Origin of the sequence: Bradyrhizobium sp. 195, from assembly GCF_023101665.1 — a bacterium.
Classification (GTDB): domain Bacteria; phylum Pseudomonadota; class Alphaproteobacteria; order Rhizobiales; family Xanthobacteraceae; genus Bradyrhizobium.
Genome location: NZ_CP082161.1, coordinates 1,987,988 through 2,014,255, shown reverse-complemented (window position 1 = coordinate 2,014,255; position 26,268 = coordinate 1,987,988). Strand labels below are relative to the sequence as shown.

27 protein-coding genes are annotated in these 26,268 nt (G+C 64.8%); 16 read left to right on the top strand and 11 right to left on the bottom strand.

The features are described from left to right. Positions 1-55 precede the first annotated feature (55 nt). The 6 genes from IVB26_RS09310 to IVB26_RS09285 all read left to right on the top strand — a co-directional run bounded on the left by IVB26_RS09310 (position 56) and on the right by IVB26_RS09285 (position 6,296). Positions 56-1,099: a C-terminal binding protein gene (locus IVB26_RS09310; RefSeq protein ID WP_247971392.1), complete on the top strand. Its 1,044-nt coding sequence runs from the start codon at positions 56-58 to the stop codon at positions 1,097-1,099. 85 nt (positions 1,100-1,184) lie between these two features. Continuing rightward, positions 1,185-2,525, top strand: a complete 1,341-nt coding sequence (locus IVB26_RS09305) for an ABC transporter substrate-binding protein (RefSeq protein ID WP_247971391.1) — start codon at positions 1,185-1,187, stop codon at positions 2,523-2,525. Between the two features lie 126 nt (positions 2,526-2,651). After that, the gene (locus IVB26_RS09300; protein ID WP_247971390.1) at positions 2,652-3,608 is read left to right on the top strand and encodes a carbohydrate ABC transporter permease; all 957 of its coding nucleotides are present in this window, start codon (positions 2,652-2,654) and stop codon (positions 3,606-3,608) included. Continuing rightward, on the top strand, positions 3,601-4,500 hold the full coding sequence (locus IVB26_RS09295; RefSeq protein WP_458309344.1) for a carbohydrate ABC transporter permease: 900 nt from the start codon (positions 3,601-3,603) through the stop codon (positions 4,498-4,500). The genes IVB26_RS09300 and IVB26_RS09295 overlap by 8 nt, the downstream gene beginning before the upstream one ends. Positions 4,501-4,632: 132 nt before the next feature. Beyond that, positions 4,633-4,815, top strand: a complete 183-nt coding sequence (locus IVB26_RS09290; RefSeq protein WP_247971389.1) for a hypothetical protein — start codon at positions 4,633-4,635, stop codon at positions 4,813-4,815. Between the two features lie 125 nt (positions 4,816-4,940). After that, positions 4,941-6,296, top strand: coding sequence for an esterase-like activity of phytase family protein (locus tag IVB26_RS09285; protein WP_247971388.1), 1,356 nt, complete (start codon positions 4,941-4,943; stop codon positions 6,294-6,296). 54 nt (positions 6,297-6,350) lie between these two features. Here IVB26_RS09285 and IVB26_RS09280 read toward each other — a convergent pair whose 3' ends face one another. The 6 genes from IVB26_RS09280 to IVB26_RS09255 form a co-directional block, all read right to left on the bottom strand. After that, positions 6,351-7,181: an energy transducer TonB gene (locus IVB26_RS09280; RefSeq protein WP_247971387.1), complete on the bottom strand. Its 831-nt coding sequence runs from the start codon at positions 7,179-7,181 to the stop codon at positions 6,351-6,353. Beyond that, positions 7,181-7,621: a TonB system transport protein ExbD gene (gene exbD / locus IVB26_RS09275; protein WP_247971386.1), complete on the bottom strand. Its 441-nt coding sequence runs from the start codon at positions 7,619-7,621 to the stop codon at positions 7,181-7,183. Before exbD ends, IVB26_RS09280 begins: the two co-directional genes overlap by 1 nt. A 4-nt stretch (positions 7,622-7,625) precedes the next feature. Further along, positions 7,626-8,402 carry a tonB-system energizer ExbB gene (exbB, locus tag IVB26_RS09270; RefSeq protein WP_247971385.1) on the bottom strand — a complete coding sequence of 259 codons (777 nt, stop codon included), beginning with the start codon at positions 8,400-8,402 and terminating at the stop codon, positions 7,626-7,628. 27 nt (positions 8,403-8,429) lie between these two features. After that, the gene (gene hutX, locus IVB26_RS09265) at positions 8,430-8,945 is read right to left on the bottom strand and encodes a heme utilization cystosolic carrier protein HutX (protein ID WP_247971384.1); all 516 of its coding nucleotides are present in this window, start codon (positions 8,943-8,945) and stop codon (positions 8,430-8,432) included. 27 nt (positions 8,946-8,972) lie between these two features. Continuing rightward, the gene (locus IVB26_RS09260; protein WP_247971383.1) at positions 8,973-9,305 is read right to left on the bottom strand and encodes an antibiotic biosynthesis monooxygenase family protein; all 333 of its coding nucleotides are present in this window, start codon (positions 9,303-9,305) and stop codon (positions 8,973-8,975) included. A gap of 93 nt (positions 9,306-9,398) precedes the next feature. Continuing rightward, the gene (locus IVB26_RS09255) at positions 9,399-11,747 is read right to left on the bottom strand and encodes a TonB-dependent hemoglobin/transferrin/lactoferrin family receptor (protein ID WP_247971382.1); all 2,349 of its coding nucleotides are present in this window, start codon (positions 11,745-11,747) and stop codon (positions 9,399-9,401) included. Positions 11,748-12,010: 263 nt separating this feature from the next. Between IVB26_RS09255 and IVB26_RS09250 the strand changes: the two genes are divergently transcribed. From IVB26_RS09250 to IVB26_RS09235, 4 genes are read left to right on the top strand one after another with little or no spacing between them, the layout of a single operon-like run. After that, a complete protein-coding gene (locus tag IVB26_RS09250; protein ID WP_458309361.1) occupies positions 12,011-12,217 on the top strand; it encodes a hemin uptake protein HemP in 207 nt (68 codons plus the stop codon). Between the two features lie 6 nt (positions 12,218-12,223). Beyond that, positions 12,224-13,177 (top strand): heme/hemin ABC transporter substrate-binding protein, encoded by a 954-nt coding sequence (locus IVB26_RS09245; RefSeq protein ID WP_247971381.1) that lies wholly within the window; start codon positions 12,224-12,226, stop codon positions 13,175-13,177. Next, the gene (locus IVB26_RS09240) at positions 13,174-14,259 is read left to right on the top strand and encodes a FecCD family ABC transporter permease (RefSeq protein WP_247971380.1); all 1,086 of its coding nucleotides are present in this window, start codon (positions 13,174-13,176) and stop codon (positions 14,257-14,259) included. Before IVB26_RS09245 ends, IVB26_RS09240 begins: the two co-directional genes overlap by 4 nt. Beyond that, positions 14,256-15,056 carry a heme ABC transporter ATP-binding protein gene (locus IVB26_RS09235; protein WP_247971379.1) on the top strand — a complete coding sequence of 267 codons (801 nt, stop codon included), beginning with the start codon at positions 14,256-14,258 and terminating at the stop codon, positions 15,054-15,056. Before IVB26_RS09240 ends, IVB26_RS09235 begins: the two co-directional genes overlap by 4 nt. A 59-nt stretch (positions 15,057-15,115) precedes the next feature. Here the strand turns inward: IVB26_RS09235 and IVB26_RS09230 are convergent, their stop codons facing one another. Together IVB26_RS09230 and IVB26_RS09225 are read right to left on the bottom strand one after the other, a co-directional pair. Beyond that, positions 15,116-16,792: a mucoidy inhibitor MuiA family protein gene (locus IVB26_RS09230; protein ID WP_247971378.1), complete on the bottom strand. Its 1,677-nt coding sequence runs from the start codon at positions 16,790-16,792 to the stop codon at positions 15,116-15,118. A gap of 170 nt (positions 16,793-16,962) precedes the next feature. Beyond that, positions 16,963-17,583: a response regulator transcription factor gene (locus IVB26_RS09225; RefSeq protein ID WP_247971377.1), complete on the bottom strand. Its 621-nt coding sequence runs from the start codon at positions 17,581-17,583 to the stop codon at positions 16,963-16,965. Between the two features lie 204 nt (positions 17,584-17,787). Between IVB26_RS09225 and IVB26_RS09220 the strand changes: the two genes are divergently transcribed. Beyond that, positions 17,788-18,825, top strand: coding sequence for an AraC family transcriptional regulator (locus tag IVB26_RS09220; protein WP_247971376.1), 1,038 nt, complete (start codon positions 17,788-17,790; stop codon positions 18,823-18,825). Between the two features lie 2 nt (positions 18,826-18,827). On the opposite strand, the gene IVB26_RS09215 is transcribed toward IVB26_RS09220, so the two are convergent. After that, on the bottom strand, positions 18,828-20,039 hold the full coding sequence (locus tag IVB26_RS09215; protein WP_247971375.1) for an NnrS family protein: 1,212 nt from the start codon (positions 20,037-20,039) through the stop codon (positions 18,828-18,830). A gap of 129 nt (positions 20,040-20,168) precedes the next feature. Here IVB26_RS09215 and IVB26_RS09210 point away from each other — a divergent pair, with 129 nt between their 5' ends. Further along, positions 20,169-20,879, top strand: a complete 711-nt coding sequence (locus IVB26_RS09210; protein WP_247971374.1) for a Crp/Fnr family transcriptional regulator — start codon at positions 20,169-20,171, stop codon at positions 20,877-20,879. 109 nt (positions 20,880-20,988) lie between these two features. Here the strand turns inward: IVB26_RS09210 and IVB26_RS09205 are convergent, their stop codons facing one another. Next, positions 20,989-21,186, bottom strand: a complete 198-nt coding sequence (locus IVB26_RS09205) for a DUF1858 domain-containing protein (RefSeq protein ID WP_246931101.1) — start codon at positions 21,184-21,186, stop codon at positions 20,989-20,991. Between the two features lie 217 nt (positions 21,187-21,403). Continuing rightward, positions 21,404-22,756, bottom strand: a complete 1,353-nt coding sequence (hemN, locus tag IVB26_RS09200) for an oxygen-independent coproporphyrinogen III oxidase (protein WP_247971373.1) — start codon at positions 22,754-22,756, stop codon at positions 21,404-21,406. 202 nt (positions 22,757-22,958) lie between these two features. Between hemN and IVB26_RS09195 the strand changes: the two genes are divergently transcribed. The 4 genes from IVB26_RS09195 to IVB26_RS09180 all read left to right on the top strand — a co-directional run bounded on the left by IVB26_RS09195 (position 22,959) and on the right by IVB26_RS09180 (position 26,215). Beyond that, on the top strand, positions 22,959-23,159 hold the full coding sequence (locus IVB26_RS09195; protein ID WP_247971372.1) for a hypothetical protein: 201 nt from the start codon (positions 22,959-22,961) through the stop codon (positions 23,157-23,159). 25 nt (positions 23,160-23,184) lie between these two features. Next, positions 23,185-24,012 (top strand): copper chaperone PCu(A)C, encoded by an 828-nt coding sequence (locus IVB26_RS43500; RefSeq protein WP_458309343.1) that lies wholly within the window; start codon positions 23,185-23,187, stop codon positions 24,010-24,012. A gap of 170 nt (positions 24,013-24,182) precedes the next feature. After that, on the top strand, positions 24,183-25,280 hold the full coding sequence (nirK, locus tag IVB26_RS09185; protein WP_247971371.1) for a copper-containing nitrite reductase: 1,098 nt from the start codon (positions 24,183-24,185) through the stop codon (positions 25,278-25,280). Between the two features lie 56 nt (positions 25,281-25,336). Beyond that, on the top strand, positions 25,337-26,215 hold the full coding sequence (locus IVB26_RS09180) for a formylglycine-generating enzyme family protein (RefSeq protein ID WP_247971370.1): 879 nt from the start codon (positions 25,337-25,339) through the stop codon (positions 26,213-26,215). Positions 26,216-26,268: the final 53 nt, after the last annotated feature.

Genomic DNA, 26,268 nt, shown 5'->3' with positions numbered 1-26,268 from the left:
CATAGACCGGCCACGAAGGCGGGTCACAACAAGAAACCAAAATCGGGAGCAGAAAATGCCGAAATACAGGGTGGTGACGCCGAAGGGCGCGAGCTTCACGGTCGCGGGCAGCGACTATTCCTTCGAGCGCGAGGCGCTCGATCCGATCGATGCCGAAATCGTCGAGGCGCCCGCTGACGAAGCCGGGTTCATTGCCGCCGCGAAGAATGCCGATGCGATCTATGCCAAGGGTATCCCCATCACCAAGACCATCATCGACAGCTTGGAGACCTGCAAGGTCATCACGCTCGGCTCGGTCGGCGTCGACAGCGTCGACGTCAAGGCCGCCACGGCGCGCGGCATTCCCGTCACCAACATCCCCGACACCTTCATCGAGGAGGTCGCCGATCACGCCATGATGCTGCTGCTCGCCGGCTTCCGCCGCCTGGTCGAGCAGGACCGCATGGTGCGCGACGGCCGCTGGGCCGAGGGCCGGCCGGCGCTGCTCAAGGTTCCGAGGCTGATGGGCCAGACGCTCGGCTTCGTCTCGTTCGGCCGCGTCGCGCGTGCAGTTGCGAAGCGCGCGGCGCCGTTCGGCCTGCGCATGATGGCCTACGATCCCTTCATCCAGGAAACGCTGATGTACGACCACGGCGTGATCCCGGCGACGCTGAACGAGGTGCTGTCGCAATCCGACTTCGTCTCGATGCATGCCCCGGCAAGGCCCGAGGTCCATCACATGCTGACCGAGAAGCACTTTCGGCAGATGAAGAAGGGCTCGATCTTCGTCAACACCGGACGCGGCGCCACCGTGGACGAGGAGAGCCTGATCAAGGCGCTGCAGGAAGGCTGGATCGCGCACGCCGCGCTCGACGTGCTGGAGAAGGAACCGCCCTCGCACAACAATCCCCTGCTCCGCATGGAGAACGTGACCCTGACCGCCCATGTCGCGTCGGCCTCGGCACGGTTTGACGAAGCGCGCAAGCGCCGGGTGGGCTACGAATTGTCACTGGTGCTGCAGGGCATGTGGCCGGTAAGCTGCGTCAATCCGTCGGTGCTGCAAGACACCGCGCTCCGTCGCTGGCAACCCGTCAGCATGGATCGCGGGCCGAACAGCTAGGCGGCCGGCGCAAAGGCGCCAACGACCGAAACGACCCTTCACCGGCGATCAACGCCGGGAAGGGAACATATATAGGGAGGTACTGATGAGGAACGACATCACACGTCGTGATGCCTTGGCGCTGGGCCTATCCGCTGCAACGTTCGCCGCCACCGGTGCTGCAGCGCAAACATCCAACATCAAAGCCGCCGACGTGGCGGCGCCCAAACGCGAGATCGAGAAGGGCGCGTCCTTGCGCATGCTGCGCCCGGTGCGCTTCGTTCAGGCCGACGAGGACGTGTTCCGCGCAAATGCAGCAAAGTTCAGCAAGGAGACCGGGGTCGAGGTCAAGGTCGACTTCGTCGGCTGGGAGGACATCAACCAGCAGACCGCGGTCACCTCGAACTCCGGCGCGGGCCCCGACATCATCATCGGCTTCTCCGACGCCCCCCACATCTACGTCGACAAGCTGATCGAGCTGACCGACGTCGCCGACTATCTCGGCAAGAAGTATGGAGGCTGGCTGCCGCTGGCGCAGAAATACGGCAAGAAGAGCAAGAGCCAGTCCTGGATCGGCCTGCCGTTCGGCGCCACCGCAGGTCCTCTGATCTACCGCAAGTCGATCCTGCAATCGGTCGGCTTCGACAAGGTACCGGAGGATCATGCCGGCGTGCTCGACCTCTGCCGCAAGCTGCACAAGGCCGGCAAGCCAGCCGGCTTCGCGCTCGGCAACGCCAAGGGCGACGGCAACGGCTTCGCCAACTGGGCGCTGTGGTCACACAACGCTGCATTGCTCGACGAGGAAGGCAATGTGGTCATCAACAGCAAGGAGACGATCGCCGCGCTGAACTGGGTCAAGGAGCTCTACCCGACCTTCATCGCCGGCACGCCATCGTGGAACGACGTCAGCAACAACCGCGCCTATTCCTCGCAGGAGATCTCCCTCACCGCCAACGGCGTCTCACTGTACTTCTCGCTGAAGAACGATCCCGCGACCAAGGCGATCGCCGAGGACAGCGAGCATCAATTGCTGCCCAAGGGCCTCGCCAAGGTCTCTCCGATGGCCGGCCTGACGCTGAACGCCATGGTGTTCAAGCACAGCCCGTATCCGAACGCCGCGAAGGCCTTCCTGCAATACATGCTGGAGAAGGACCAGTACGAGCCGTGGCTCAACGCCAATTCCGGTTACTGGTCCCAGCCGCTGGCCGCTTATGCCGAGGCCGCCGTGTGGTCGCAGGATCCCAAGGTGAAGCTGTTCAAGAACACGATGAACAGCACTTACTATGACGGCTACAAAGGGCCGATCTCGACGGCGACCGGAGCCGTCAGCGCCGACTACGTGCTGATTCAGATGTGCGCGTCCGTTGCGACCGGCGCGGCCACGCCGGAAGCCGCCGCCGCCGAAGCCGAGCAGCGCTGCAAGCGGTACTTCCGGCGGCAGCGGTAAGGGTCGTCATTGCGAGCGAAGCGAAGCAATCCAGAATCCCTCCGCGGATGCAGTCTGGATTGCTTCGTCGCAAGAGCTCCTCGCAATGACGGTGGAGTAACTTCCTAGAAGCAGGACAACACACTAATGTCCGTGACCACCCTATCCTCCCCCGCACTGGCGCAGCGGCAGCCGTCCTGGCTGGTGCGACTGTTCGACTACAAGCCGTTCCTCATCGTGATGTGCCTGGCGCCCGCGATCGGGCTGCTGTCGGTGTTCCTCACCTATCCGCTGGGCCTCGGCGTCTGGCTCGCCTTCACCGACACCACGATAGGCCGGCGCGGCATCTTCGTTGGCTTCGAGAACTTCCAGTATCTGCTCACCGATCCCCTGTGGTGGAACGCGGTGTTCTACAGCGTGGTCTATACGGGGATCGCGACCTTCGGGAAGTTCGCGCTCGGCTTCTGGCTCGCGCTGCTGCTCAACAACCATTTTCCGTTCAAGAGCATCCTGCGGGCGATCATCCTGCTGCCCTGGATCGTGCCGACCGTGCTCTCGGCACTGGCGTTCTGGTGGATCTACGATCCGCAGTTCTCGATCATCTCCTATCTCCTCGTCGACGTGCTGCATTGGCGATCGAGCAACATCGACTTCCTCGGCTCGCCATGGCCGGCGCGCTTCTCGCTGATCGCCGCCAACATCTGGCGCGGCATTCCCTTCGTCGCGATCTCGCTGCTGGCGGGCCTGCAGACCATCTCGCCCTCGCTTTACGAGGCCGCGATGCTGGACGGGGCCAGCGCCTGGCAACGCTTCCGCTACATCACCTTCCCGATGATGATGCCGATCCTCGCCATCGTCATGACCTTCTCGATCATCTTCACCTTCACCGACTTCCAGCTGGTCTACGCCATCACCCGCGGCGGGCCCGTCAACTCGACCCATCTGCTGGCGACGCTGGCGTTCCAGCGCGGCATCGCCGGCGGCGAGCTCGGCGAAGGTGCGGCGATCGCGGTGTCGATGATCCCGTTCCTGGTGTTCGCGACGCTGTTCTCTTATTTCGGCCTGGCACGCCGCAAATGGCAGCAGGGAGAGGCCAATGACTGACACCGTCGCGCAACAAGGCGTCGCGGACGCCAAGGCCGCACCCGACACCATGGCCTGGGATTCCGGGCTGCGGCGGCTGATGATGATCTATTTGCCGCTCGGCTGCTTCGTGCTGATCCTGCTGTTTCCGTTCTACTGGATGGCGATCACCTCGTTCAAGCCGAACGCCGAGCTGATGAACTACAAGGATCACAACCCGTTCTGGATCTCCTCGCCGACGCTCGCCCACATCAAGCACCTGTTGTTCGACACCGCCTATCCGCGCTGGCTGAAGACGACGATGCTGGTCGCGATCGGCTCGACCACGCTGTCCTTGATCGCGTCGACGCTCGCCGCCTATGCCATCGAACGCCTGCGCTTCCGCGGCAGCCCCTATGTGGGCCTCGGCATCTATCTTGCCTATCTCGTGCCGCCGTCGATCCTGTTCATCCCGCTCGCCACCGTCGTGGTGCAGTTCGGCCTGTTCGATTCGCCGCTTGCCCTGATCCTGGTCTATCCGACCTTCCTGGTTCCGTTCTGCACCTGGCTCCTGATCGGCTATTTCAAGTCGATCCCCTACGAGCTCGAGGAATGCGCGCTGGTCGACGGCGCGACACGCCTGCAGATCCTGCGCCGGATCACGCTGCCGCTCGCGGTGCCCGGGCTGATCTCGGCCGGCATCTTCTCCTTCACGCTGTCCTGGAACGAGTTCATCTATGCGCTCGCCTTCATCCAGAGCGGCGCCAACAAGACCGTGCCGGTCGCGATCCTGACCGAGCTCGTCACCGGCGACGTCTACCAGTGGGGCGCGCTGATGGCGGGATCGCTGCTGGGCTCCCTGCCGGTTGCGATCTTCTACTCGCTGTTTGTTGACTACTACGTGTCCTCGCTGACGGGCGCGGTAAAGGAGTAGTCGGCACCGGTATACCCTGAGTGACGGCGTCACATGAAGCGTGGCTGAATCGCGTTTTCGGACGCCTTTACACCCGACGATCGCCTGCATAGGCTCCAGGGCATTGTTTTTCGATGTTCTGGAGCATTTGACATGAAAACCTTGACAATGATCGTCGTCGCGACGCTGCTTCTCGTCCCCGCCGCGTCCACCGTGCAGGCGCAGACCGGAAGCTCAACTGCAACCAAGAAGAACGCCAAGCCGCCGCAGGCGAAGAATCTGCCACGGTGCACCCGCGCAATGCAGATGTCCGGCAAGCCGTGTTACGGCGGATAACGCCGGGCAGGTAAAACAAGGCTTCAGCGATCGCGCCGGAGCCTTGCCTGCGGCCTTTGGCCCGGTTTCACAAAACTGCAACACGCGATCCGCATAACGCGTGCGTCCGCCAACAGGAGACGCACATGCGCGCGACTTTTCTCAGCACCGTCGCAACGATCATTCTCGCCACAAGCTCAGCGCTCGCGCAGAGCGAAGGTGAATTCCCCGCCAAGCTCGCCGGCCACGTGGTGATGCCGGCCGCCACCTTCATCGACGCGCCAACGGATGCCCCCGCCGATCTCAAGACGTCGGGCAAATACACCACGGGCAAGCGCGTCGATGCGCTCGGCACGGTGATGGGCAAATCCTATGAGCGTCCGACCGGCGTGTCGCTGCCGTTCAAGGGCCAGCCGCTGCAGGGTCATTCCGGCATCAAGACCATGCCCGACGGCAGCTTCTGGGTCATTACCGACAACGGCATGGGCGCACGCGCCAACTCGCCGGACTCGATGCTGTATCTGAACCGCTACAAGATGGATTGGGCGGGCGGCAAGATCGAGCGGCTGGAGACCCTCTTCCTGCACGACCCCGACAAGAAGGTGCCCTTCCGCATCGTGCACGAGGACACGCAGAAGCGTTATCTCACCGGCTCCGACTTCGACACCGAAGGTTTCCAGATCATCGGCGACACCTTCTGGATCGGCGACGAGTTCGGCCCCTACATCCTGAAGGCCGACAAATCAGGCAAGATCCTCGGCGTGTTCGAGACGGTTGCCGACGGCAAGCCAGTGCGTTCGCCGGACAACTGGGCCGTCGCGACGCCGGGCGCGCCGGGCGCGACCTACACCAACGTCAATCTCCGCCGCTCCAAGGGCTATGAAGGCTTTGCGTCCTCCAAGGACGGCAAATTCCTCTACGGCCCGCTCGAGGGGCCGCTGTGGGACGCCGAGAAGAAGGACTGGGAGAAGGTCGACGGCAAGGAGGCTTCGCGCATCCTCGAATTCGACGTCGCCGCCGAGAAGTTCACGGGCCGCTACTGGCATTATGTGTTCGAGCAGAACGGCAACGCCATCGGCGACTTCAACATGATCGACCCGGCCTCCGGCCTCATCATCGAGCGCGACAACGGCGAAGGCACGGCCGACAAGGCCTGCCCGCAAGGCACCCGGGGCGAGAACTGCTTTCCTGATCTTGCCAAGTTCAAGCGCATCTACAAGATCGAGCTCACCGACGCCAATGTCGGCAAGCCCGTGCGCAAGATCGGCTATATCGACCTCATGAAGATCAGGGATCCCGACAACAAGGCGCGGAAGCCGCTCAATGACGGCGTCTACACCTTCCCGTTCTTCACCATCGAGAACGTCGATCGCGTCGACGACACCCACATCATCGTCGGCAACGACAACAACCTGCCGTTCTCCTCCAGCCGCGATCCCAACAAGGCCGACGACGACGAATTCATGCTGCTCGAAGTCGCTGATTTCCTGAAGGCGAAGTAAGGCGAACTCTCTGCTCCTCTCCCGCTTGGCGCGGGGGAGGAGTTGGTCGATGGTTCACTTACCGAACGCTACGCCCACATTGATGGGAATCGTCGCATAAGTGATTTCAGATGGCACCGGTGGGAATGGCTGGGCCTGGCGCACCATGGCCATGGCTTGCGCATCGAGCACTGCGACGCCCGAGGAGCCGCCGAGGCGACTGGAGAGCACCTGGCCGCCACGGCCGAGCGTGAAGCTCACCTTGACCACGCCCCTCTCGCCATTCGCACTTGTCGGATATTGGTGGAAGCGCATGAGGTGCGCGCGAACTCTCTGGTAGTAGGTCGCCATTGCAGAAGCCATCGAGCCCGCGTTCACGGCGGAGGCTAGCGGTGCTTCGCGCTCCGCACGCGGCGGTGCGCTGGTCCGGGGTGCGGGAGGCGCATCCGACGGCTTCCGGGCGTCGGGGCGCACCACCTTGGGCTTGGCAGGGACCGGCTTCTCCACGGGCGCTACCTTCGCAGGCTCCGGTTTGGGCGGGCTCGGCTCGAGCTTCTGCTCCGGTGGCGCCACCACATCCGGCCTCTCCTGCGGCGGTGTCGGCGGAATCATCTCCTCGACGGCCTGCTGCTGAACCGGCTCGGGCGGCGAAGCGTCCGCCTGCTGCATCATCGGTCCCGGTGCGATGTCGAGCGGCGTCGACTGCGGTGCCGACGTCTCCGGCGTCATGTCGATGAGGATCGCCGGCATGTTGACGCCTTCGTCCGGCACCTGCTTCAGCCAGTTCACCGCGAGCAGCGCGGCTGCAATATGCAACACCACGATCACCGCCGCCGACAGACCCCAGCGCGTGCCCTCACTCTCACTGAGCGGCTCGTGCAGGGCAAACGCGTTCGCGGCGGCCATCAGCTGCGTCCGTCGAGGCCGACGAGCGCAACCTTGAGATAGCCGGCATTGCGCAAGGCGTTCATCACCTCCATCAGATCGCCGTAGCTCACGGCCTTGTCCGCGCGCAGGTAAATGCGCTCGTCCTTGCGGCCCTTGGTGGCGGCAGCGAGCGAGGTGCCGAGCGCGTCACGAGCGACGACGTCTTCGCCGACTGCGACGGACAGGTCCGGCTTGACGGTGACGAAGACCGGTTTGTCCGGCCGCGGCGCCGGCTCGGCCGCGGTCGCCGGCAGCTCGACGCCGATATCGACGGTGGCGAGCGGGGCCGCCACCATGAAGATGATCAGAAGCACCAGCATCACGTCGATGAACGGTGTGACGTTGATCTCATGGGTGACGTCGAGATCGTCAGGACTGCCACGCGAGCCGAGCTTCGATGCGCCTAGCTTTGCGGCCATGGCTCTACTCCGCCGCCCGCGCCAGGCGGAATTCCCTGTGGTCGCGCTGGCGGCTCACCAGCAGCATGAGCTGAGCCGAGGCGTCGCCGAGCAGTGCGCGGTAATTGGCGATGCCGCGGACGAGGTGATTGTAGATCACGACCGCCGGGATCGCCGCGACGAGACCGAGCGCGGTGGCGAGCAGCGCCTCTGCGATGCCAGGCGCGACCACCGCAAGGCTGGTGGTGTGGCTCTCGGAGATGCCGATGAAGGCGTTCATGATGCCCCAGACCGTGCCGAACAGGCCGACGAAGGGCGCGGTGGCGCCGATGGTCGCGAGCACGCCGGTGCCGCGCGCGATCTGCCGCGACATCGCCGCCTCGACCCGCTCGAGCCGCAGCGCCACCCGCTCCTGCAGGCCGTCGTCGAGCACGCCGCCGGACAGCTCCGCCTCCTTCGCGCAGGACCGGATGAGCTGCGCGACCGCATCATGCGCATCGCCAGCCCGTTCGGCCGCCTCTGTCAGCTTGATATTGCCTTCGAGCGCGCGCGTCCGCTGCAAGGCCAGCGCGCCCTTGCGACGGAGCTCGATGGTCTTGGCGAGCCACACGGTCCAGGTCGCCAGCGAGGCGAGGGCAAGCCCGATCATCACCGTCTTCACGACGATGTCGGCGCCGAGGAACATGCCCCAGGGCGACAGATTGCGCGGCAGCAGGGCCTCGTCGACCGCAAGGGCCGGTGTCGGCGCGAGCGCCAGCGCGATTGTTAGGATCACATGCCGAAGCCCAAAATTGCTCTGCATCCTGATCTCCCGACAGATTGAAGCGAGCTATTCCGCGGGCGCGGCCGCGATCCGGTCAGCAAGCTGCCGGAACCGCACCAGCTGATCCGCCCGCAGCGCCCTTGTCTCGTCGCGGCCGACGAAGACCTTGAACATGATGCCGCCATCGGCGTTCACGAATGCGACGAAGGCCGAGGTCTTGCCCATGAAGGGCCGCTCGACAAAGGCCACGGCCGCACAACGCTCGTGGCGGAGATGGCCGTGCAATCCCTTCGGCTGCATCAGGTTGAAATAGCCGCGGCCGATCCCGCCCGCGGGAATGGCGCCGGTGAACTCGAAGATCGCATCATCCGTGTGCACGATCAGCGTGACCTCCCCCCACGCTGCGATGTCCTGCATGGCGGCGGCGAAGTGCTCGCCGCCACCGATGCGCACCATGGAGGATGGTAGCGCCTCGACCACCGCGCGCGAGGTGACGTTGCGCTCACGCGCGACGTCCTCGATCACCGCGCCGGGATTGTCCGCCATATACGCCTTGAGATCGGCGAGATCGGTGCTCAACATGTCCGGCTCCTCTCGTGCGCCATTGACTTAAGCGGCCGCGGCGTTGCGCTCGCTCTGGATCACCTCAAAGCCCTCGAACTTGGGATGGCCGAGATACAGGCTCTCGCCGGTCCTGTTGTCGGCACGGGCGTGAGCGCGGCGGAATTCCTCGGAGCGAGTCCAGGCCTCGAACGCCGCCTTGTCGACCCAGCTGGTGTGCGACGAATAGAGCGTGTGGTCCTCGGCCTCCGGGCCCTTCAACAGATGAAACTCGACGAAGCCCGGCATGCTGCCGAGATAGGATTCGCGCGTGGCCCAGACGGTTTCAAACGCGGTCTCCGCGCCCTTCTTCACCTGGAAACGATTCATGGCGATGAACATAAAAGTCACTCCTTCTGATCAAAATGAAACGCGCCGAAGCCACGCTGGAGCATCAGCGCGGCCCGGCGGAAGTTGGTAATGTTGCGATGCGCGTTACGCACCTCCAAAGTGAATCTTCATGCCGGCCTTGTAGACCCTGCCCGGCCCCGGGGCTGACCACAGCACGTCGTTCTGCGACGTGCCGTCGGTCGAGCTGCCGGGAATGGCGTAAGGCCGGTAGTACTGGTTCAAGAGATTGTCGATCGAAGCGGTGAACACGACGTCCCGGGTCGCGTTGTAGGTCATGTAGAGGTTCACCAACTCGTAGCCGGTCGCGGGCAGATAGCCGGCAGGCACGTCGTTGTTGGCGCCGAACGAGGCCCACTGCGCCGACAGGATCAGGGTGCGATCGAGGAGACGGACGCCGCCGGTCGTGACGACCTTGCGCGGTGTGATGGTCGCAAGCCCGACATCGGTGACAGCGTTCTTGCCCTGGATGTAGTGACCGGCGACACCGATGAACCAATCTCCGGCATCGTACATCGTCTCCATCTCGAAGCCCTGGATGCGGGCATTGGCGATGTTCTGGTACTGGTAGAACTGGCTGAACGAGCCGAACGGCGGCACCGCGACCGGCGCCGAAGCGACGAGGTCGATGTAGTCGGAAACGTCGTTGCGGAAAAGATTGATCTTGCCGCGGAAGGAGTCGTTGGCGCTGAAGATGTTGTCGTACTTCAGGTTGAAGCCGACTTCCTTGTTCTTGCCGACCTCCGGACGCAGGTTCGGGTTAGGCAGGAAGCAGAACAGACCAACGGTGCCGTCAGGACATGGGAAGAAGGCCGGTCCGCCACCGGTCGCATGCGCGCCGGAGATCACCGTCTCGGTGATCGAGGGAGCACGATAGCCTTCGGCGTAGCTGACATAGGGCTGGAAGCCCGGGACGGGCGTCACGCCGAGGGTGATCTTCGGCGAGAAGCGGTCGCCGCCGGCCTGTGTATTGCCGGAGTCCAGATCGTAGCGATCATAGCGGATCGCGCTCACCGCCTCGAACCAGGTGCTGTAATTCTGCTTCAACTGGAGAAAGCCGCCCGACACGGTGCGGATGCCGCTCGGCGTGGTGATGTTGGAGTTGCCGCGGCTGTCAGTGGTCTTCACGTTGTCCTGGAATGCATCGACCCCCCAGGTCAGCGCGTTACGCCAATCGCCGACATTGAAGCGGGTGGTGTTGTTGGCATCGATGCCGACGGTGTCCAGCACATAGCCACGCTTGTCCCCGACGCAGCCGGAAATGTTGTTGCCAAAATTGCCTACGCCGCAATAGGCCGCGCCCCCGGTCGAGTAGTGATAGGTCTTGGTCTGGTCGTTGTCGACACGATTGCCGTAGACCGACATGTGCCAATCGAACAGATTGTCGCTTGGCAGCGAATAGTTCCAGGTGATGGTGCCGGTGTAGTTCTTGGCGTCGGAGGCATAGATCGAAGAGCCCTGATAGAGCGCGCGCTGTGCCGCCGTTGCCACCGGGCCGCGGTTGAACTGACCGATGTCGTATTGATAGTCCTGGAAGACGGCGCCGAGCTTGACCTCGTGACCGAGGGCCGGCCGCACCGTGAGCTTCATCAGTCCGGCCTCGACCTGATTGCCGGTGTTGCCGATCTCGGTGCCGTTGCCGTCCTTGTAATTGCCTTGCGTGCGATAGACCGCGCCGCCGAAGATATCGACGTCGGGCGTGGCACGCACGCCGCCGAAAACCGAGCCGAGACCGCGATTGTTGTTCGAGCCGTAGGAGCCGGAGAGATCGACGCCCCAGCGCTCGCCGGGGCGCAGCACGTCATTGATGTCCTTGGTACGGAACGAGACGAGACCGCCGATCGCGCCCGAACCGTAGATGTTCGCGGTCGGACCGCGCACGACGTCGACGCCGCCGATCAGTTCAGGATCGAGGAAGAAAGAGCCGTTGGCGTTGTGCCCGGTGCGCTGATAGTTCTGCCGGGCTCCGTCGACGACCACCGCGACGCGACCGAAATCCTGCAAGCCGCGGACGTTGATGACGGTCGCAGGATCGTCGCCACGCTCCTGGAACGACACGCCGGGCACGGCATAGAAGATACCCGATAACCGGTTGGGCTGAAGCCCCTGGATCTGGTCGAGCGAAATCGAACTGACCGGTGCGAGCGAGTCGATCGCGCGCTCCTTGGTCTTCGTCGCTGCGACCGTGATGGTGTCGAGCGTTTGCACAGGCGCAGCTCCGGCCTGCGCTCTGGCGTTCAAGACCTCAGGCGTTGCCTGCTGCGCCACCTGTGGCTTGGACTGCTTGCGCTTCGCCTGCTTCGGCCGTTCCGACGACGCACTTTCGGCCTGCGGCTCGGCGGTCTGCGCAAGACCGCTCTCCGTCATCATTGACGCAATTGAAACCACCGACGCGCCCAAAATCAGGGCGCGCGAATACCTAGCCCCGTCAGCCATTTCAGCCCCAGCCTGCACTTCACTTCAAAATTTGGAGTCTTCTGGCTGGCGTGCGTTCGCAACGCGAACGGCTGGCTGGCTAATTTCTCAAGGCGCCGGGCATGTTCCCCACGGCCATAATTGGTTACGTGGCAACACTCTGACGGTCAATGACATCAGGTTGCAGTTTATATCGATTGTAAATTGCAGCCGTTGGAATGCGCTTCGTGCCGCTTATACAAACAGGCAGCACTCCAGGATTTCGAAAGCGCATCACACCTCACATGTCAGCAATGTCCGGAGACGGCAACGGCGGCGCGGCGGAGTCGGCAGGAAGCCCTTCTGCGACAACGAGAACCCTCACCATGCGTGGGACCCGGATCGACAGCCGCGAGCTGTTTGCGGCCGAGCGCGAGATCATCATCGCGCATGGCGAGGACGTTTATCGGCTTCGCCTTACCTCGCAGAACAAGCTGATCTTGACGAAGTAATCCGCAATGACATTTTGTCGCACCCTCGCCAACCTCCTGCTCTGCAGCGGAATCGCGCTCGGGTCTGCCGCGCACGCCGCCGACATCACCGTGCATGACGCGCGCAATCGCGACGTCGCCGTGACCGATTTCGCACGCACGGTCTCGATCGGCGGCGCCATCACCGAGATCCTCTATGCGCTCGGGCTCGAGAACCGGCTGGTCGGGGTCGACACCACGAGCCTTTATCCAGCGGCGGCGCTGCACGACAAACCCAATGTCGGCTACATGCGCCAGATCTCCGCCGAAGGCGTGCTGGGTCTCAATCCCACCCTGATCCTGGCGATCCAGGGCTCGGGTCCGCGCGAGACCATGGACATCCTGGAAACGGCGAAAGTGCCGTTGGTGCTGGTGCCCGAGACTTTCTCCGAGGACGGCCTGATCGAGAAGATAAGACTCGTCGGCCATGCCATGGGCGTCGACGCACGCGCCGAGTGCCTGAGCGCCGCAGTCGGCGTCGATCTTGCGCAACTCCGAACGCTGCGCGCCAAGGTGACCAAGCCGGTGCGCGTAATGTTCGTGATGTCGCTCCAGAACGGGCGGGCCATGGTGGCCGGCCACAAGACGGCGGCCGACGAAATCATCCAGCTCGCCGGCGCCGCCAACGCCGTCGACGATTTCGACGGCTACAAGATCATCGGCGACGAGGCGATCGCGGCGGCAAGACCCGACGTCGCGCTGTCGATCGAACGCGGCAAGGACTCGCTGCAGGCCGACGCGATCTATGCCCATCCCGGCTTTGCGCTGACGCCGGTCGCGGCCAACAAGAGCTTCATCACCATGGATGGGCTCTATCTGCTTGGCTTCGGACCCCGGACCGCGGCGGCGGCGCGCGATCTCTCCGCAAAGCTTTATCCCGCCTTGGCTGAACGGGGCGATGCATTCGCGTCGGCGCTGTCGACGGCGAATTGCCGGCAATGAGCGTGGCGATCGGAACTGAGGCCCGCAGCCCGGAACGACGCGCCAGCGCGAGACGACGGTCCGCATCGCTCGCGATTCCGCTCCTGATCGCGGTGCTCGCGGTCACCGCGATCGTCGCGCTGACCCTCGGCGCCGCCGGCATTCCGCTCTCCCGCCTGCCTGCCGCGCTCGGGCTATCAGGCGAGAGCACGGCCATGACGACCCGCGACCAGCTCGTGCTGTGGTCGATCCGCATCCCCCGGATCGCAGCGGCCGCGATGATCGGCGGCTTGCTCGCTGCGGCGGGCGCGATCATGCAGGGACTGTTTCGTAACCCGCTCGCCGACCCCGCGCTGGTCGGCGTCTCCAGCGGCGGCGCACTCGCAGCCGCAAGCGCAATCGTTTTCACCGATTCGCGCTTCGGCGAGACGCTGCGCTTTCTCCAGACCGAGCTCCTGCCGCTCGCGGCGTTCGCCGGATCCCTTGCCACGACCGTAATCCTCTACGGCATCTCGAGCCGATCGGGTCGCACCTCGATCGCGATCTTCCTGCTCGCCGGCGTCGCCATCATCGCCAACGCCGGCATCGGGCTTCTGGTATTCGTCGCCGACGACCGCCAGCTCCGCGACATCACGTTCTGGCTGCTGGGCTCGATGAGCGGCGTGACCTGGACCAAGGCCGCGGTGCTGGCGCCGATCCTCATCATTGGGCTTGCCGCCTGCGCCTTCATCGCACGCGGTCTCGATCTCCTGGTGCTCGGCGAGGCCGACGCCTTCCACGGCGGGGTCGATGTCGAGCGTCTCAAGCGGATCTCGATCGTCATGGTCTCCGCCATGACCGGCGTCGCGGTGTCGATCAGCGGCGTCATCGGCTTCGTCGGCATCGTCGTGCCGCATCTCTTGCGCCTGGTCATTGGACCGACACATCGGCTGCTATTGCCGGCTTCGGTCCTGCTCGGCGCGATCCTCATGGTGGGCGCCGACACGCTGGCGCGCACGATCGTGGCGCCGGCGGAGATGCCGATCGGCATCCTGACCGCGGCGGTCGGCGCGCCAGTCTTCCTCTTTATCCTGTTGCGGCAGCGCGGGCTCGCCTCGCTATGAATGCCGTGATCGAGGCGCGATCCCTGAACAAGCGCGCGGGCCGCGCTACGCTGCTCGATGGGGTCGGCCTGACGGTTGCGGCCGGCGAGATGGTCGCCATCATCGGCCCGAACGGCGCCGGCAAATCGACGCTGCTGCGGCTGCTCTCCGGCGATCTCCGGCCGAGCGCAGGCGAGGTGCGCCTGAAGCAGCGCGACATCAGCAGCTTCACGCCGCGGGAGCTCGCCGCGCACCGCGCGATGCTGTCCCAGCACATCAACGTCACCTTTCCCTTCACCGTCGAGGAGATCGTGCAGATGGGCGCAGGCGAGCGCAGCGCGCGCGAGGCTGGACCGCTCGTCGATGCTGCGCTGGACGAGGTCGGGCTAGCACATTTCCGCGAACGGCAATTGCCGACGCTATCAGGCGGCGAGCAGCAGCGCGTCCATTTCGCCCGCGTCCTGGTGCAGCTCGCCTGCGGCGAAGCCGAGCATGGCCCGGGACTTCTGCTGCTGGACGAGCCGACCTCGAGCCTCGATCTGCGTCACCAGATCGACCTCGTCGAAGCCGCCCGCCGCCGCGCCGGCAGCGGCACGGCTGTCATCGCGATCCTGCACGACCTCAATCTCGCCATCCGTTTCGCCGACCGGCTCGTCGTGCTGGCTGGCGGCAAGCTCGCCGCAGACGGCTCGCGCGCCGATGTGGTCACCCGCGAGACCATACGCGACATCTTCGAGATCGAGGCCGTCGTACATCAGGCTGACGGCGTGCCGTATGTGCTACCGCAATCGATGCGGGCGGCGATGCCGCCGCGGTGAAGGTGTGCCCCCTCCCCCGCAAGCGGGCGAGGGGGCACACCTCGTTCGTGGCCGGCAACCTACCCCGCCGGCACGATCACCATGCCCTTGTCCTTCGGCCAGCGGATGCGCCAGGCGAAGTTGATGTCCTTGACCTCACCGGCCTTGGCGTCGAACGACCATTCCAGCACGCCGCGCTTGTCACGGATGTCTTTTGCTGTGGGCGGCGTGGTCGCGGGCAGCATCTCGACGACGATGTCCTCGCTCTCGCTGACCGGCAATTGATCCTCGATCGCGACCTTGATCGGGAAGTCGTGACCATTGCGGATGGTGGTCTTGAACGAACGCTCGTCGGTCTTGGACGTCGTGACCAGCAGGCCCGCCGAGCCTTCGTTGCGCTTGAGCACGGCGCGCTCGATTCGGACCTTGTCGTCGGCGCCAAAGCCGAGCCGCACGATGTCGTCCTTGGCAGAGGCCGAGATCTTGCCGCGACCGACAAAGACGCCGTCGCGATAGATCGCGACCTTGCCCGGCAACAGCGTCGTGTCATCCGTCTGCTTGAAGCTGGCTTCGAGGAAAGCGGTCGGATCCAACACCGGCGCAGCGCGGACAGCGAGATCGGCCGGCACCGTCATTACCGCGATGCGCAGGCTCTTGGCGCCCTCGGCGGCGCCAAGGCTGACGCGACCGGGAATCTTGAAGGTGGCCTGGAAGTCGCCGATCTCGGCGACGGCCTGCTGTTCGTCGGCGCGTTCACGCGGCTCGGCCGACTCCGCGACCTTGGCCATCGCGGGCGATTGTGCCTGACGCGTCATCGGCGCGGGCCGCGCCAGATCGGAGGCCGTGCCGAGTGCCATTGGCCTCTGCGGTTGCGGATATTGCGCCACGAGCGAGCCCAGCTCCGGCGCGCTGCCGCCGCGGCTGATGCGAACCGTGGAGACGCCGAGCGTGACGTTGGACCAATCCTCCCCGGTCGATTGCGTGATCTCGGCGCGACGGACCAGCTCCAGTTGCGCCTTGCGGTCCTTGGCGCCGGTGTCGAGCCGGGCGTCGTAGAGCGGCATCCAGCGCGCATTGCGCACATTGTAGGTGACCCGCAACGTCGCCTTGGTCGCGGCCGGCGCGGCAATGTCCATGCGAACCTCGAGCTTGCTCGCCGGCTTGGCCTTGCGCTCGGCTTCGAGCTGGGCGATCTGACGATCGATCTCGCGCAATTTGCGCGTCGCGTCACGGATGGCCGTATCGGCGCTCGCAATTTCCTCACCGACCGCGGCAAAGGCCGTGCGCCATTCCGCAATCGGCCGCGCCTCGCCCTTCTCTCCGATGCCGACGGGGGCGGCTTCTGCAAAGTGCTCCGCGAACTTGCGGCGGGCATTGGCCGAGTCGATCGCGCCTTGCAGGTCGGCGCGCTGGTCGCTCAGGGCTTCGAGCCGCTTTTCCAGCTCGGGGAGGTTGACCGGCGCCGCGCGCGGCGGCCGCGCATCGATCGTGCCGATGGTGAGTTTGGCTCCGCCTTCACCCTCGACCCGGATCGAGGACGTATCGAGGGCCAGAGGAAAGTCCTTCGCGACCAGCGTCGAGTCCCCGGATGGCAGGTCGACGGTGATGATGCGGGTGACTGTGGCGCCATCGGGATAGACGGTGACGGTGTCGATCGCCGAATTGGTGTCCAATTCGGCGGCCCATGACGGCGATGCCGTCGCCATGGTCACCAGAACCAGGCTCGTTGTCGCCAAACATCTCGCGGTGATGCGCATAAAGTCCCTCCTGCCGGTATCGCCGCGCCGCCAGCCGGACGCACGCGATCAAATGCCTCGCCAACATGGTTGGACGCGGCAGGGAAGGAACCGGTTCGATTGGGGTTTCCGTGGGGCGCCGTCGCGGCGGCACCATGGCCGCGGAACGTGTGACAGTGCCGCGGCAGTCCTCACGCCTGGGTTGGCGAGCCCTGGCCGAAAATGCGCCGCAGCAGATCGGTCACGTTCTTCGCGCCGGCTTTCTTCAGGATGCCGGCGCGGTAGCCTTCGACCGTCCGTGCGCTCAGATGCATGCGGCGCGCGATCTCCTTGTTGGTCAGGCCGGCGGCAAGGTGCTCGAGCACGTCGACTTCGCGCGCTGTCAGCGGCTCGCAACCGGCCAGCCAGCGTTGCCGGCTCGCGCCGGGCTGCGCGAATTCATCGATGGCGGCATCGATCCGGCCGACGATATCGTGGGTGCGGAACGGCTTTTCGATGAAGTCGGCCGCGCCGCTCTTGATGGCGTCGACCGCCATGGCGATGCTGCCATTCGCCGAGGTCACCAGCACCGGCGCCATGCAGTTTTCCTCGCGCAGCCGCCTGAGCATGTCGAGGCCCGAGCGATCGGGCGGCAGCTCCATCAGCACGCAGGCCGGCATCCGGGCCTTTGCCTCGGACAACAGAGACGCACCGTCAGCGAAGCAGATCACGTCGTAGGCGCTCTGTTGGAGCGCAGTCGAAAGTTGTTCGCGGGAGGCAGCGTCGGTATCGATGACGAATACCTCACCCTTGGAAAGCGTGTTTCCCGGCATAATCCCGATCCAGCAATGTCTTGGTCAAATGGCCCGAGACGGCGGCGGGCTCCATCACCCGGGCGCGACGTCGTGAGCACGGCATTCACGCCAGTGCTTCGGTTTCCCCTATGTATGTTTCGCCCGGTTCCTGGATTTGACGGATCGAGACAGAAACTTTACATTTCGGGACATCTGCGGGAATGGCTGGCAGGAACGGTTCGCATGACCGACCTCGTTCGCAGCGCAGGCTTGAGCTATTACCCGGAGATCGCCCGGTCGGTCGGGCTCGATCCCAAACAGATGATGCGCAAGGCCAGGCTGCCGCTGGCCTGCCTCGACAAGCCAGACACCCCCATTGCCGTCGCCGGCCTGCGCCATCTGCTCGAATTGTCGGCAGAGGCGTCCGGCGCCGAAGATTTCGGCTTGCGTCTCGCCGAGCGCGGCGGCCTGACCAATTTCGGTGCGGTCGGCCTGATCGTGCGCGAACAGGCGACCGTCGGCGAGGCGATCGAGGCGTTTTCGCGCTTCATCCATATCCATCATGACGGCATGCGGCTGGGCGTTGCGCGCGGCAAGCAGACCGTGACCGTCACGCTGCACCTGCGCGGCCGTCAGCCGATCGCGCCGCGCCAGTCGATCGACATGGCGCTCGGCAGCGTCCACCGCATCATCCAGTCGCTGTACGGGCATGACTGGCGGCCGCAGGAGGTCCACCTGCATTATCCGCCGCCGCGCGATCGCAATCGCTATCGCGACTTCTTCGGCTGCCGCGTCACCTTCAACGCGGAGGACGATGCGATCCTGCTGTCGGCGCACGACATGGAGCGCCGGATCCCGAGCGCGCATCCCCTGATCGCGACTTATCTGCGCAAGCGGATCGAGGCGATCGAGACACGGCCCGCGAGTTGGGAGGGGAAGGTCGACGAGGTCGTGCGGACCCTGCTCGCCAACGGCGACTGCACGGTCGAGCGCGTCGCCGAGCATCTCGCCTGCACCCGCCGCACCATCCACCGCCACCTCGCCGCATCAGGCACCAGCTTCTCGTCCATCCTGGATGCGCAACGCGCGGGTCTCGTGACCCAGTTGATCGACGACCCCGGCCGGCCGCTGGCCGACATCGCGGTGCAGCTTGGCTTTTCCGCGCAGAGCGCCATGGCGCGCTGGTTCCGCGGCCGGTTCGGCTGCACCATCACCGACTGGCGCAAGGGCGTGCGGCCAGAGGCAGCGCCGTCCGATGCGCCCTCGGCGACCGCAGCCTGAGTTCAGCGTGCCGGCGCGGGCACGCCCATCGTGGCGAGGGCACGCCGCCGGCTACCGGCGAGCAGCGGGCCGAACGCGACGGCAAATCCGAGGAACGCGACGAGCCAGCCGCAGGCGGCGATGTGCAACAACGCATCGCTATGCGCGGGCAACGCCACGGCGGCAACACGGGCCAGAGCCGCGATGACGATCGCAGCATAGATTCCCTGGATTGCCGGCGAAGCCGTCAACGCCTGGCCGGTATGGCCGAGGCTCGCGCGAGTCATCACTGCGAGCGTCATGGTTCCCGCCGCACCCGTCATCCAGGCGTGGATGCCGGCGCTTGGCGGCAGCGTTCCGAGAACCGCCAGGGCGTGCAGGATGAAGCCGAGCGGCACGAAGACGTAGCCGACATGCAGGATCACCAGCAGCCGCTCACGGAAGGTGCGATCGCCGGCCCAGCGCGCAAGCCGCACCAGATGCAGCCCGCCGACCAGCGCCATCAGAACACCGGTGACGGCATTCAACGGTGCCACGACCCACGAGATGAGCGCGAGCGCGCTCAATCCGATCACTGCGCCATCGAAGCGCCCGAACGGCACCGGCAGACGGCCAGGATTGAACTTGACCAGCCAGTTGCGGGTGAAGCTCGGAATGATGCGGCCGCCGATCAGCGCGATCAGAAGCACGACCACACCGATGCCGACGCGGATGCTGACATCGGCCGCGCCCTGGTAATGCGCCTCGAGATGAAAAGCGACATTGCCGGCGAGCAGAACGGACACCAGCACCACGACGGGCAGGTTGCGCCAGTTGCCGCCTGCGATGATCTCGCGCGCCGCGGCGGCGACGACCAGCGTCAGGAAGGCGGCATCGACGACCAGTGCAAACGCCCAGCCGATATCGGCCGACAACGTCACCGCGGCACGCCCGGCAAGCCAGACCATCAACAGCGCCCCCAGCGAGGTGCCCTGGATCGGCAACCGCCCGGTCCAGTTCGGAATCGCCGTGAACAGAAACCCGGTGATCACCGCCGGCAGGAAGCCATAGAGCATCTCGTGGACGTGCCAGTCGCGCGGCGCGAATGCGGAACTCACCGACAATTCGCCATAGAACATCGGCAGCCAGGCGAGGATCGACAGCCCCGCCTGGATCGCGGCGAGCAGGAAAAAGGGCCGAAAACTGTTCGCAAACAGCGGCCAGCCCTGAAAGTTGCGGGATCGGGCTCCAGCCATGGGGTCAACTCCAATAAAATTCAGACCGTTGTCTGAAAAATACTGCCAGCCGGCCTCCCCGTTTTGCGCTATCGCAAACTACCGGACGATTGCAGGTGCCATCACACTCCCCAGCGTCAAGGAGGCAAAATGGCCAAAGTCGACACATCGCTGGTTGCGCATTTGCCGCTGTTCGCCGGGGTGACGCCGGAAGCCCTGGACGAGATCCTGCGTGAGGCCCGCTCGGCGCGCTATCCCAAGAACAGCGCCATCTTCGAGCAGGGCGCGGACGCACAATCCTTCTTCCTGCTGCTGCACGGCCATGTCCGCGCCGCCAAGACCACGCCGACCGGCGAGCAGATCGTGGTACGCTATGTCGCGCCCGGCGAAACCTTCGGGCTGGCCATGGCGATCGGTGCCACACGATATCCGGCGACGGCAATCGCGGTCGACGACAGCGTGGTGCTGATCTGGCCGACCTCGGCCTGGCCGCGGCTGATCGAGCGGTTTCCCTCGCTTGCCGCCAACACGCTCCAGACCGTCGGCACGCGCCTCCAGGAGAGCCACACCCGCATCCTGGAAATGTCGACCCAGCAGGTCGAGCAGCGCGTCGCCCATGCGCTGCTGCGCCTCGCCAAGCAGTCCGGCAAGAAGCTCGACCACGGCATCGAGATCGACTTCCCGATCAGCCGCCAGGACATCGCGCAGATGACCGGCACCACGCTGCACACCGTCAGCCGCATCCTGAGTGCTTGGGAAAGCCAAGGCCTCGTCGAGAGCGGCCGTCAGCGCATCATCCTGCGCGATCCGCACGGGATCGTCGTGTTGGCGGAGCGGAGCCCCGACAGTGGGCCGGCGTGAGCACACCAAAACGTCTCGCCCAGGATAGGGGTGAGGGGCGCTTCCGCTTACGGCGAAAGCCCTCCCTCACCCGGGAATCCGCACGCGCCGGCGCGAATTCCTGACTGCTTCACGCCGGCACGCAATCGCACAACGCGGCGAGGAATTTTTCGCGGTCGATGCCATGCTCGCGGCAGGCATCATCCACCGTGTGGAAGGTTGCGATCGGGCAACCGACACAAGCCATCCTGAAGGCCAGAAACACGCGGATCGTGTGCGGCGCCGTGCGCATGATGTCATCGACCAGATCGTGGGATCCAAAAGACATGGACAACTCCGTTCCGATAAGACGATAACGGAGGGGAGCGGAGTTTCTATGTGGAAGCGCAAGCTGGTGCTGCTTCTCTCCGCTGCGGGGCGCGACGAAATCGCGAACGTTGATACGCAATTGCGCATCTGAGAATCCATCGACCAGCAAGCGCCAAGGAGCGAAATGGATTCCGGGCTCGCGCCAAGAGGCGCGCCCGGAACTGACGGAGAGAGGGTTACACAGCGCGGCTGTGCAGTTGCTTTGCCGGATTCAGGTGCGCGTCGAACGCGGCGGCGACGCTCCGAACCAGGAAGCGCGAATCTTTTGCGACTGCGAGGCGATTGCCCTCCAGCCTGACGACGCCGTCGGAGATCAGCGGCTTCAGACGCGCCGCCGAGTTCAGCATCTCCCCGGCCTCTGCACCATGGCGCGCGCAGATGTCGCCGAGGTCGGCGCTGAACTCGCACATGATCCGTTCGATGATGTCGGCGCGCAATCGGTCGTCGGCGGTGAGCCCATAGCCCTTCGCCGTGGCGAGACGGCCGGCGGCGATGTTCTGCGCATAAGCGCCGATCTGCACCTCGTTCTGGACGTAACCCTGCGGCAAATGCCCAATCGCGCTCGCGCCGAAACCGAGCAGGACTTCACCCTTGTCGGTGGTGTAGCCCTGAAAGTTGCGCCGCAATGTCCGGTCCTCGAAGGCCACGGCCATGGAATCGCCGGGCCGCGCGAAATGATCGAGCCCGATCTGCACGTAACCGGCCTCCTTCAACGCGCTGGCGATCGCGCAAGCCTGGTCGTGACGCGCTAGACCGTCCGGCAACACGGCCTCGTTGATCATCTGCTGATGCTTCTTGAAGCTCGGCACGTGCGCATAGCCGAACACCGAGAAACGGTCGGGCGCGAGCGCAAGGCTGCGCCGGACCGTATCCAGACACGACGCGACGGTCTGGTGCGGCAACCCGTAGATCAGGTCGAAATTCAGCCCCTCGATGCCGGCGCGCCGGAGCATGTCGACCACAGAAGCCGTCTGCTCGTAGCTCTGCACGCGGTTGATCGCCCGCTGCACCACGGGATCGAAGCTCTGCACGCCAAGGCTCGCACGGTTGACGCCGGAGAGCCGCATCGCCTCGACCATGTCGGCGGTCAATGTGCGGGGATCGATCTCGACTGCGATCTCGGCCGAGGGCAGCACGAAGAATTTTTGGCGCATCGTCGCCATCAACTCGGCGAAAGCCTCCGGCGCCATGATCGTCGGCGTACCGCCGCCGAAATGGATGTGCTCCACCTTGATACGGCGGCCGATGGTTTCGGCGGCCAGGGCGATCTCGTTGCGCAGCGTCCGCTGATAGCCGGCGATGAGTTCGTCGCGGCGGACGATCTGGGTATGACAGCCGCAATACCAGCACATCTCGCGGCAGAACGGCACGTGGAGATAGAGTGACGCGCTGGTGCCCGACGGCAGCTCCGCCAGCCACCGGGCGTAGGCGCCTTCTCCGATTTCCGACGAGAAATGCGGTGCGGTCGGATAGCTCGTGTAGCGTGGCAATCGTTCTTCGCCGTAGCTCGCCGCAAGATCAGCTCTCATGTCTTACCCATTCGTAAATTTCCGCCGTGTGCAGTCATCACGGCAAATCACGGAATGCGTTCCAATACCCCGGATCCGCGGAGGCGACCTTGCGCTCGCGCAAAGTCGGCCGGGGTGCCCAGACATTGCGCTCGCGCAAAGCGCAACGACCGTTTCCGGGCCAAGATTGTGGCAATTCGCACGGCATCCGGAGCGTTTGTCCATGAGGCTTCTCGCACTCGAACTGATTTTCTCCTTGCTCGACATCCGCGGCCATATCCCGCGTTTCGACGACTTCCGGCCGGCCCCGGTCGCACCGGCCCCGACCGGCACCGCGCGCGCTCTGGCCGCCGCGATCGCTGCCTTCGCCGTGCTGTCGCTGGCGATCTGGGCCGCGGTCCGGCTCGCCGTACATCTCTTCTAGCCGCATCTTTTCCAAGGCCTCGATCATGATCTCATCCAAGCGCGCATTCGCCGGCGCGGTCATCCTGACATGCCTTGTCGGGGCGCCCGCCTTCGCAGCCGACACGTCCAGTGGCGATCTCGTCATCACCAGGGCCTGGAGCCGGGCGACGCCCGGCGGTGCCAAAGTGGCTGGCGGCTATCTAACGATCGAGAACAGGGGCCACACGCCGGAGCGGTTGCAGGCTGCATCGGCCGCCCATGCGCTTCGAACCGAGATCCACGAGATGACCGTCAACGACGGCGTCATGACCATGCGCCCGCTCGACAAGGGGCTCGTCATCGCACCGGGACAAGTCGTCACGCTTGCACCCGGCGGCGGACATCTGATGTTCATCGGCCTCGATGTGCCGCTCCATGCCGGCGACCAGATGCCGGTGACGCTGGCATTCGAGCGCGCCGGCAAGGTGAACGTGACGCTCGACGTGCAGGCCATCGGCGCACAGGCTCCTGAAAGGACGAAGAGCACGGCGACGGTGCAGCCGGCGCATGGCTCGGTGCAGGCGACGACGGCGCCACCCGCAGCGACATCCGAAGCCGACGAAAGCTTCTTCACCCATCTGCATGCTGAAAAGGCCATGGCCAACGTCACGGTCTCGCCGGGGCGCGCCGGTCCGGTCGAGATCGCAATCCAGCTCGAAGATGCGAACGAATTGCCACTGAGTGCCGATGCGGTTGCGGTGACGCTCGGCAATCCCGAGCATGGCGTGGCACGATCACTGCAAGCGCCGAACGCGTCGGCATCGATCAATGGCGAGTCAGAATGTCGGCACCGCTGTCCGGCCGCTGGTCGCTCGGCCTCGACATCCGCATAACGCCCTCGGACGCGGTCAAGGTGGTGTCACCTATCCTGCTCCGTTGAGGCACCTAAGTACTGTAGCGGAGGCGAATCCGGCAAAAGCTTGTCGCAGCGCAAACACTCTTGCCACGATCGGCGCACACTGCATCCGTCATCAAAAACCTTTCCAGATGAAGGATGCTTCCGATGTTCACCCGCAGAGTCGCATTGATCGGCGCCGCCGCGACCGCCCTGATGCTGGCGACGCCCGCTTTGGCTGCCGATGATCTCAAACTGCCGCGTCAAAAGGTAGAGTTGGTCGCGCCGCCGTTCGTGCATGCGCACGAGCAAGCGACCAAGCAAGGTCCGAAGATCATCGAGTTCACGCTCTCGATCGAGGAGAAGAAGGTCGTCATCGACGAGAAGGGTACCACCTTCCAGGCGATGACCTTCAACGGCTCGATGCCGGGCCCCCTGATGGTCGTGCATGAAGGCGACTACGTCGAAACGACGCTGGTCAACCCCTCGACCAACACCATGCCGCACAACATCGACTTCCATTCCGCGACCGGCGCGCTCGGCGGCGGTGCGCTCACGCTGATCAATCCCGGCGAGCAGGTCGTGCTGCGCTGGAAGGCAACCAAGACCGGCGTGTTCGTCTATCACTGCGCCCCGGGCGGCCCGATGATCCCCTGGCACGTCGTCTCCGGCATGAATGGCGCCGTGATGGTGCTGCCGCGCGATGGACTGAACGACGGCAAGGGCCACGCGCTGAAATACGACAAGGTCTACTACATCGGCGAGCAGGACATGTACGTGCCGCGCGACGAGAAGGGCAATTTCAAGTCCTACGACTCGCCGGGCGAAGCCTTCACCGAAACCGAGGAGGTGATGAAGAAGCTGACTCCCACCCACGTCGTGTTCAACGGCAAGGTCGGGGCGCTCACCGGCAAGAGCGCGTTGACCGCCAATGTCGGCGAGAACGTGCTGATCGTGCATTCGCAGGCCAATCGCGACAGCCGTCCGCATCTGATCGGCGGCCATGGCGACTATGTCTGGGAGACGGGCAAGTTCGGCAATGCACCCGAGGTCGGACTCGAGACCTGGTTCATCCGCGGCGGCTCGGCGGGAGCTGCGCTGTACAAGTTCATGCAGCCCGGCATCTACGCCTATGTCACGCATAATCTGATCGAGGCCGCAGACCTCGGTGCCACCGCGCACTTCAAGGTCGAAGGCAAGTGGAACGACGATCTGATGACCCAGGTGAAGGCACCTGCCGAAATACCGGCCCCCAAAACCAACTAGACGCGACGAGGGGCCGGTCAACACCGGCCCCTTTTTTCTTCCTTCGGGGAATGACCATGCTGATCGCATTCAAGCTCAAACTGGCACTCGCATGCGCCGCCGGGCTCGCAGGGCCGATCGCGGTGGCGCCGCTGGTCTCGACAATGGCCGTCCACGGCACGGCGGCTGAGCCTGCGATCGTCAGGGTCGCGCCGGGCAGCGTGTCCTATCGCGAGGCCGGCGATTTCACGCGCGGCGGGCAGCAGGCCGAAGCGCCGCTGCGCGCGATGCGTATCGACCGGCCGCTGCACATCATGCGAAATCAGGTCTCGTCGTCCGACTATCAGCTTTGCGTGCAGGATGGCGCTTGCCGCGCACTGGATCGCGACGTGGCCGTCGCCCCCGATCGCCCCGCAGTGCAGGTGAACTGGCACGACGCCGAGGCCTATGCGGGCTGGCTATCGCGCAAGACCGGTCACCATTACCGCCTGCCGAGCGATGCAGAATGGGCCTTTGCGGCCGGCTCCAGATTCAGGGATGATGGTGTAGCGGTCGACGCGGAGGATCCTTCAAAGCGCTGGATCAGCCGCTATGAGCGCGAATCCGAACGCGACCTCTCCGACACCACGGCCTATCCGTTTGGCAAGTTCGGCCCGAACGAGCACGGCATCGAAGATCTCGCCGGCAACGTCTGGGAGTGGACCTCGACCTGCTTCGTGCGCTCGCGCGTCGACGCTTCAGGCAATGCGGGCCGGCCGACCGTGAACTGCGGCGTGCGTGTCGCCGAGGGCGCGCACCGCGCCTATGTCACCGATTTCATCCGCGATGCCCGCGCCGGCGGCTGCGCCCAGGGCGTGCCGCCTGCCAATCTCGGCTTCCGCCTGGTGCGCGAGGAGACGTCGTGGGTCGCAAGCGCGTCGGCGCGATGGAGCAAGGTGTGGGCAGTGAGGTCGTAGCCGCCTTTGCGTAGTCCGGATGGAGCGCAGCGCAATCCGGGATCAGACCATCT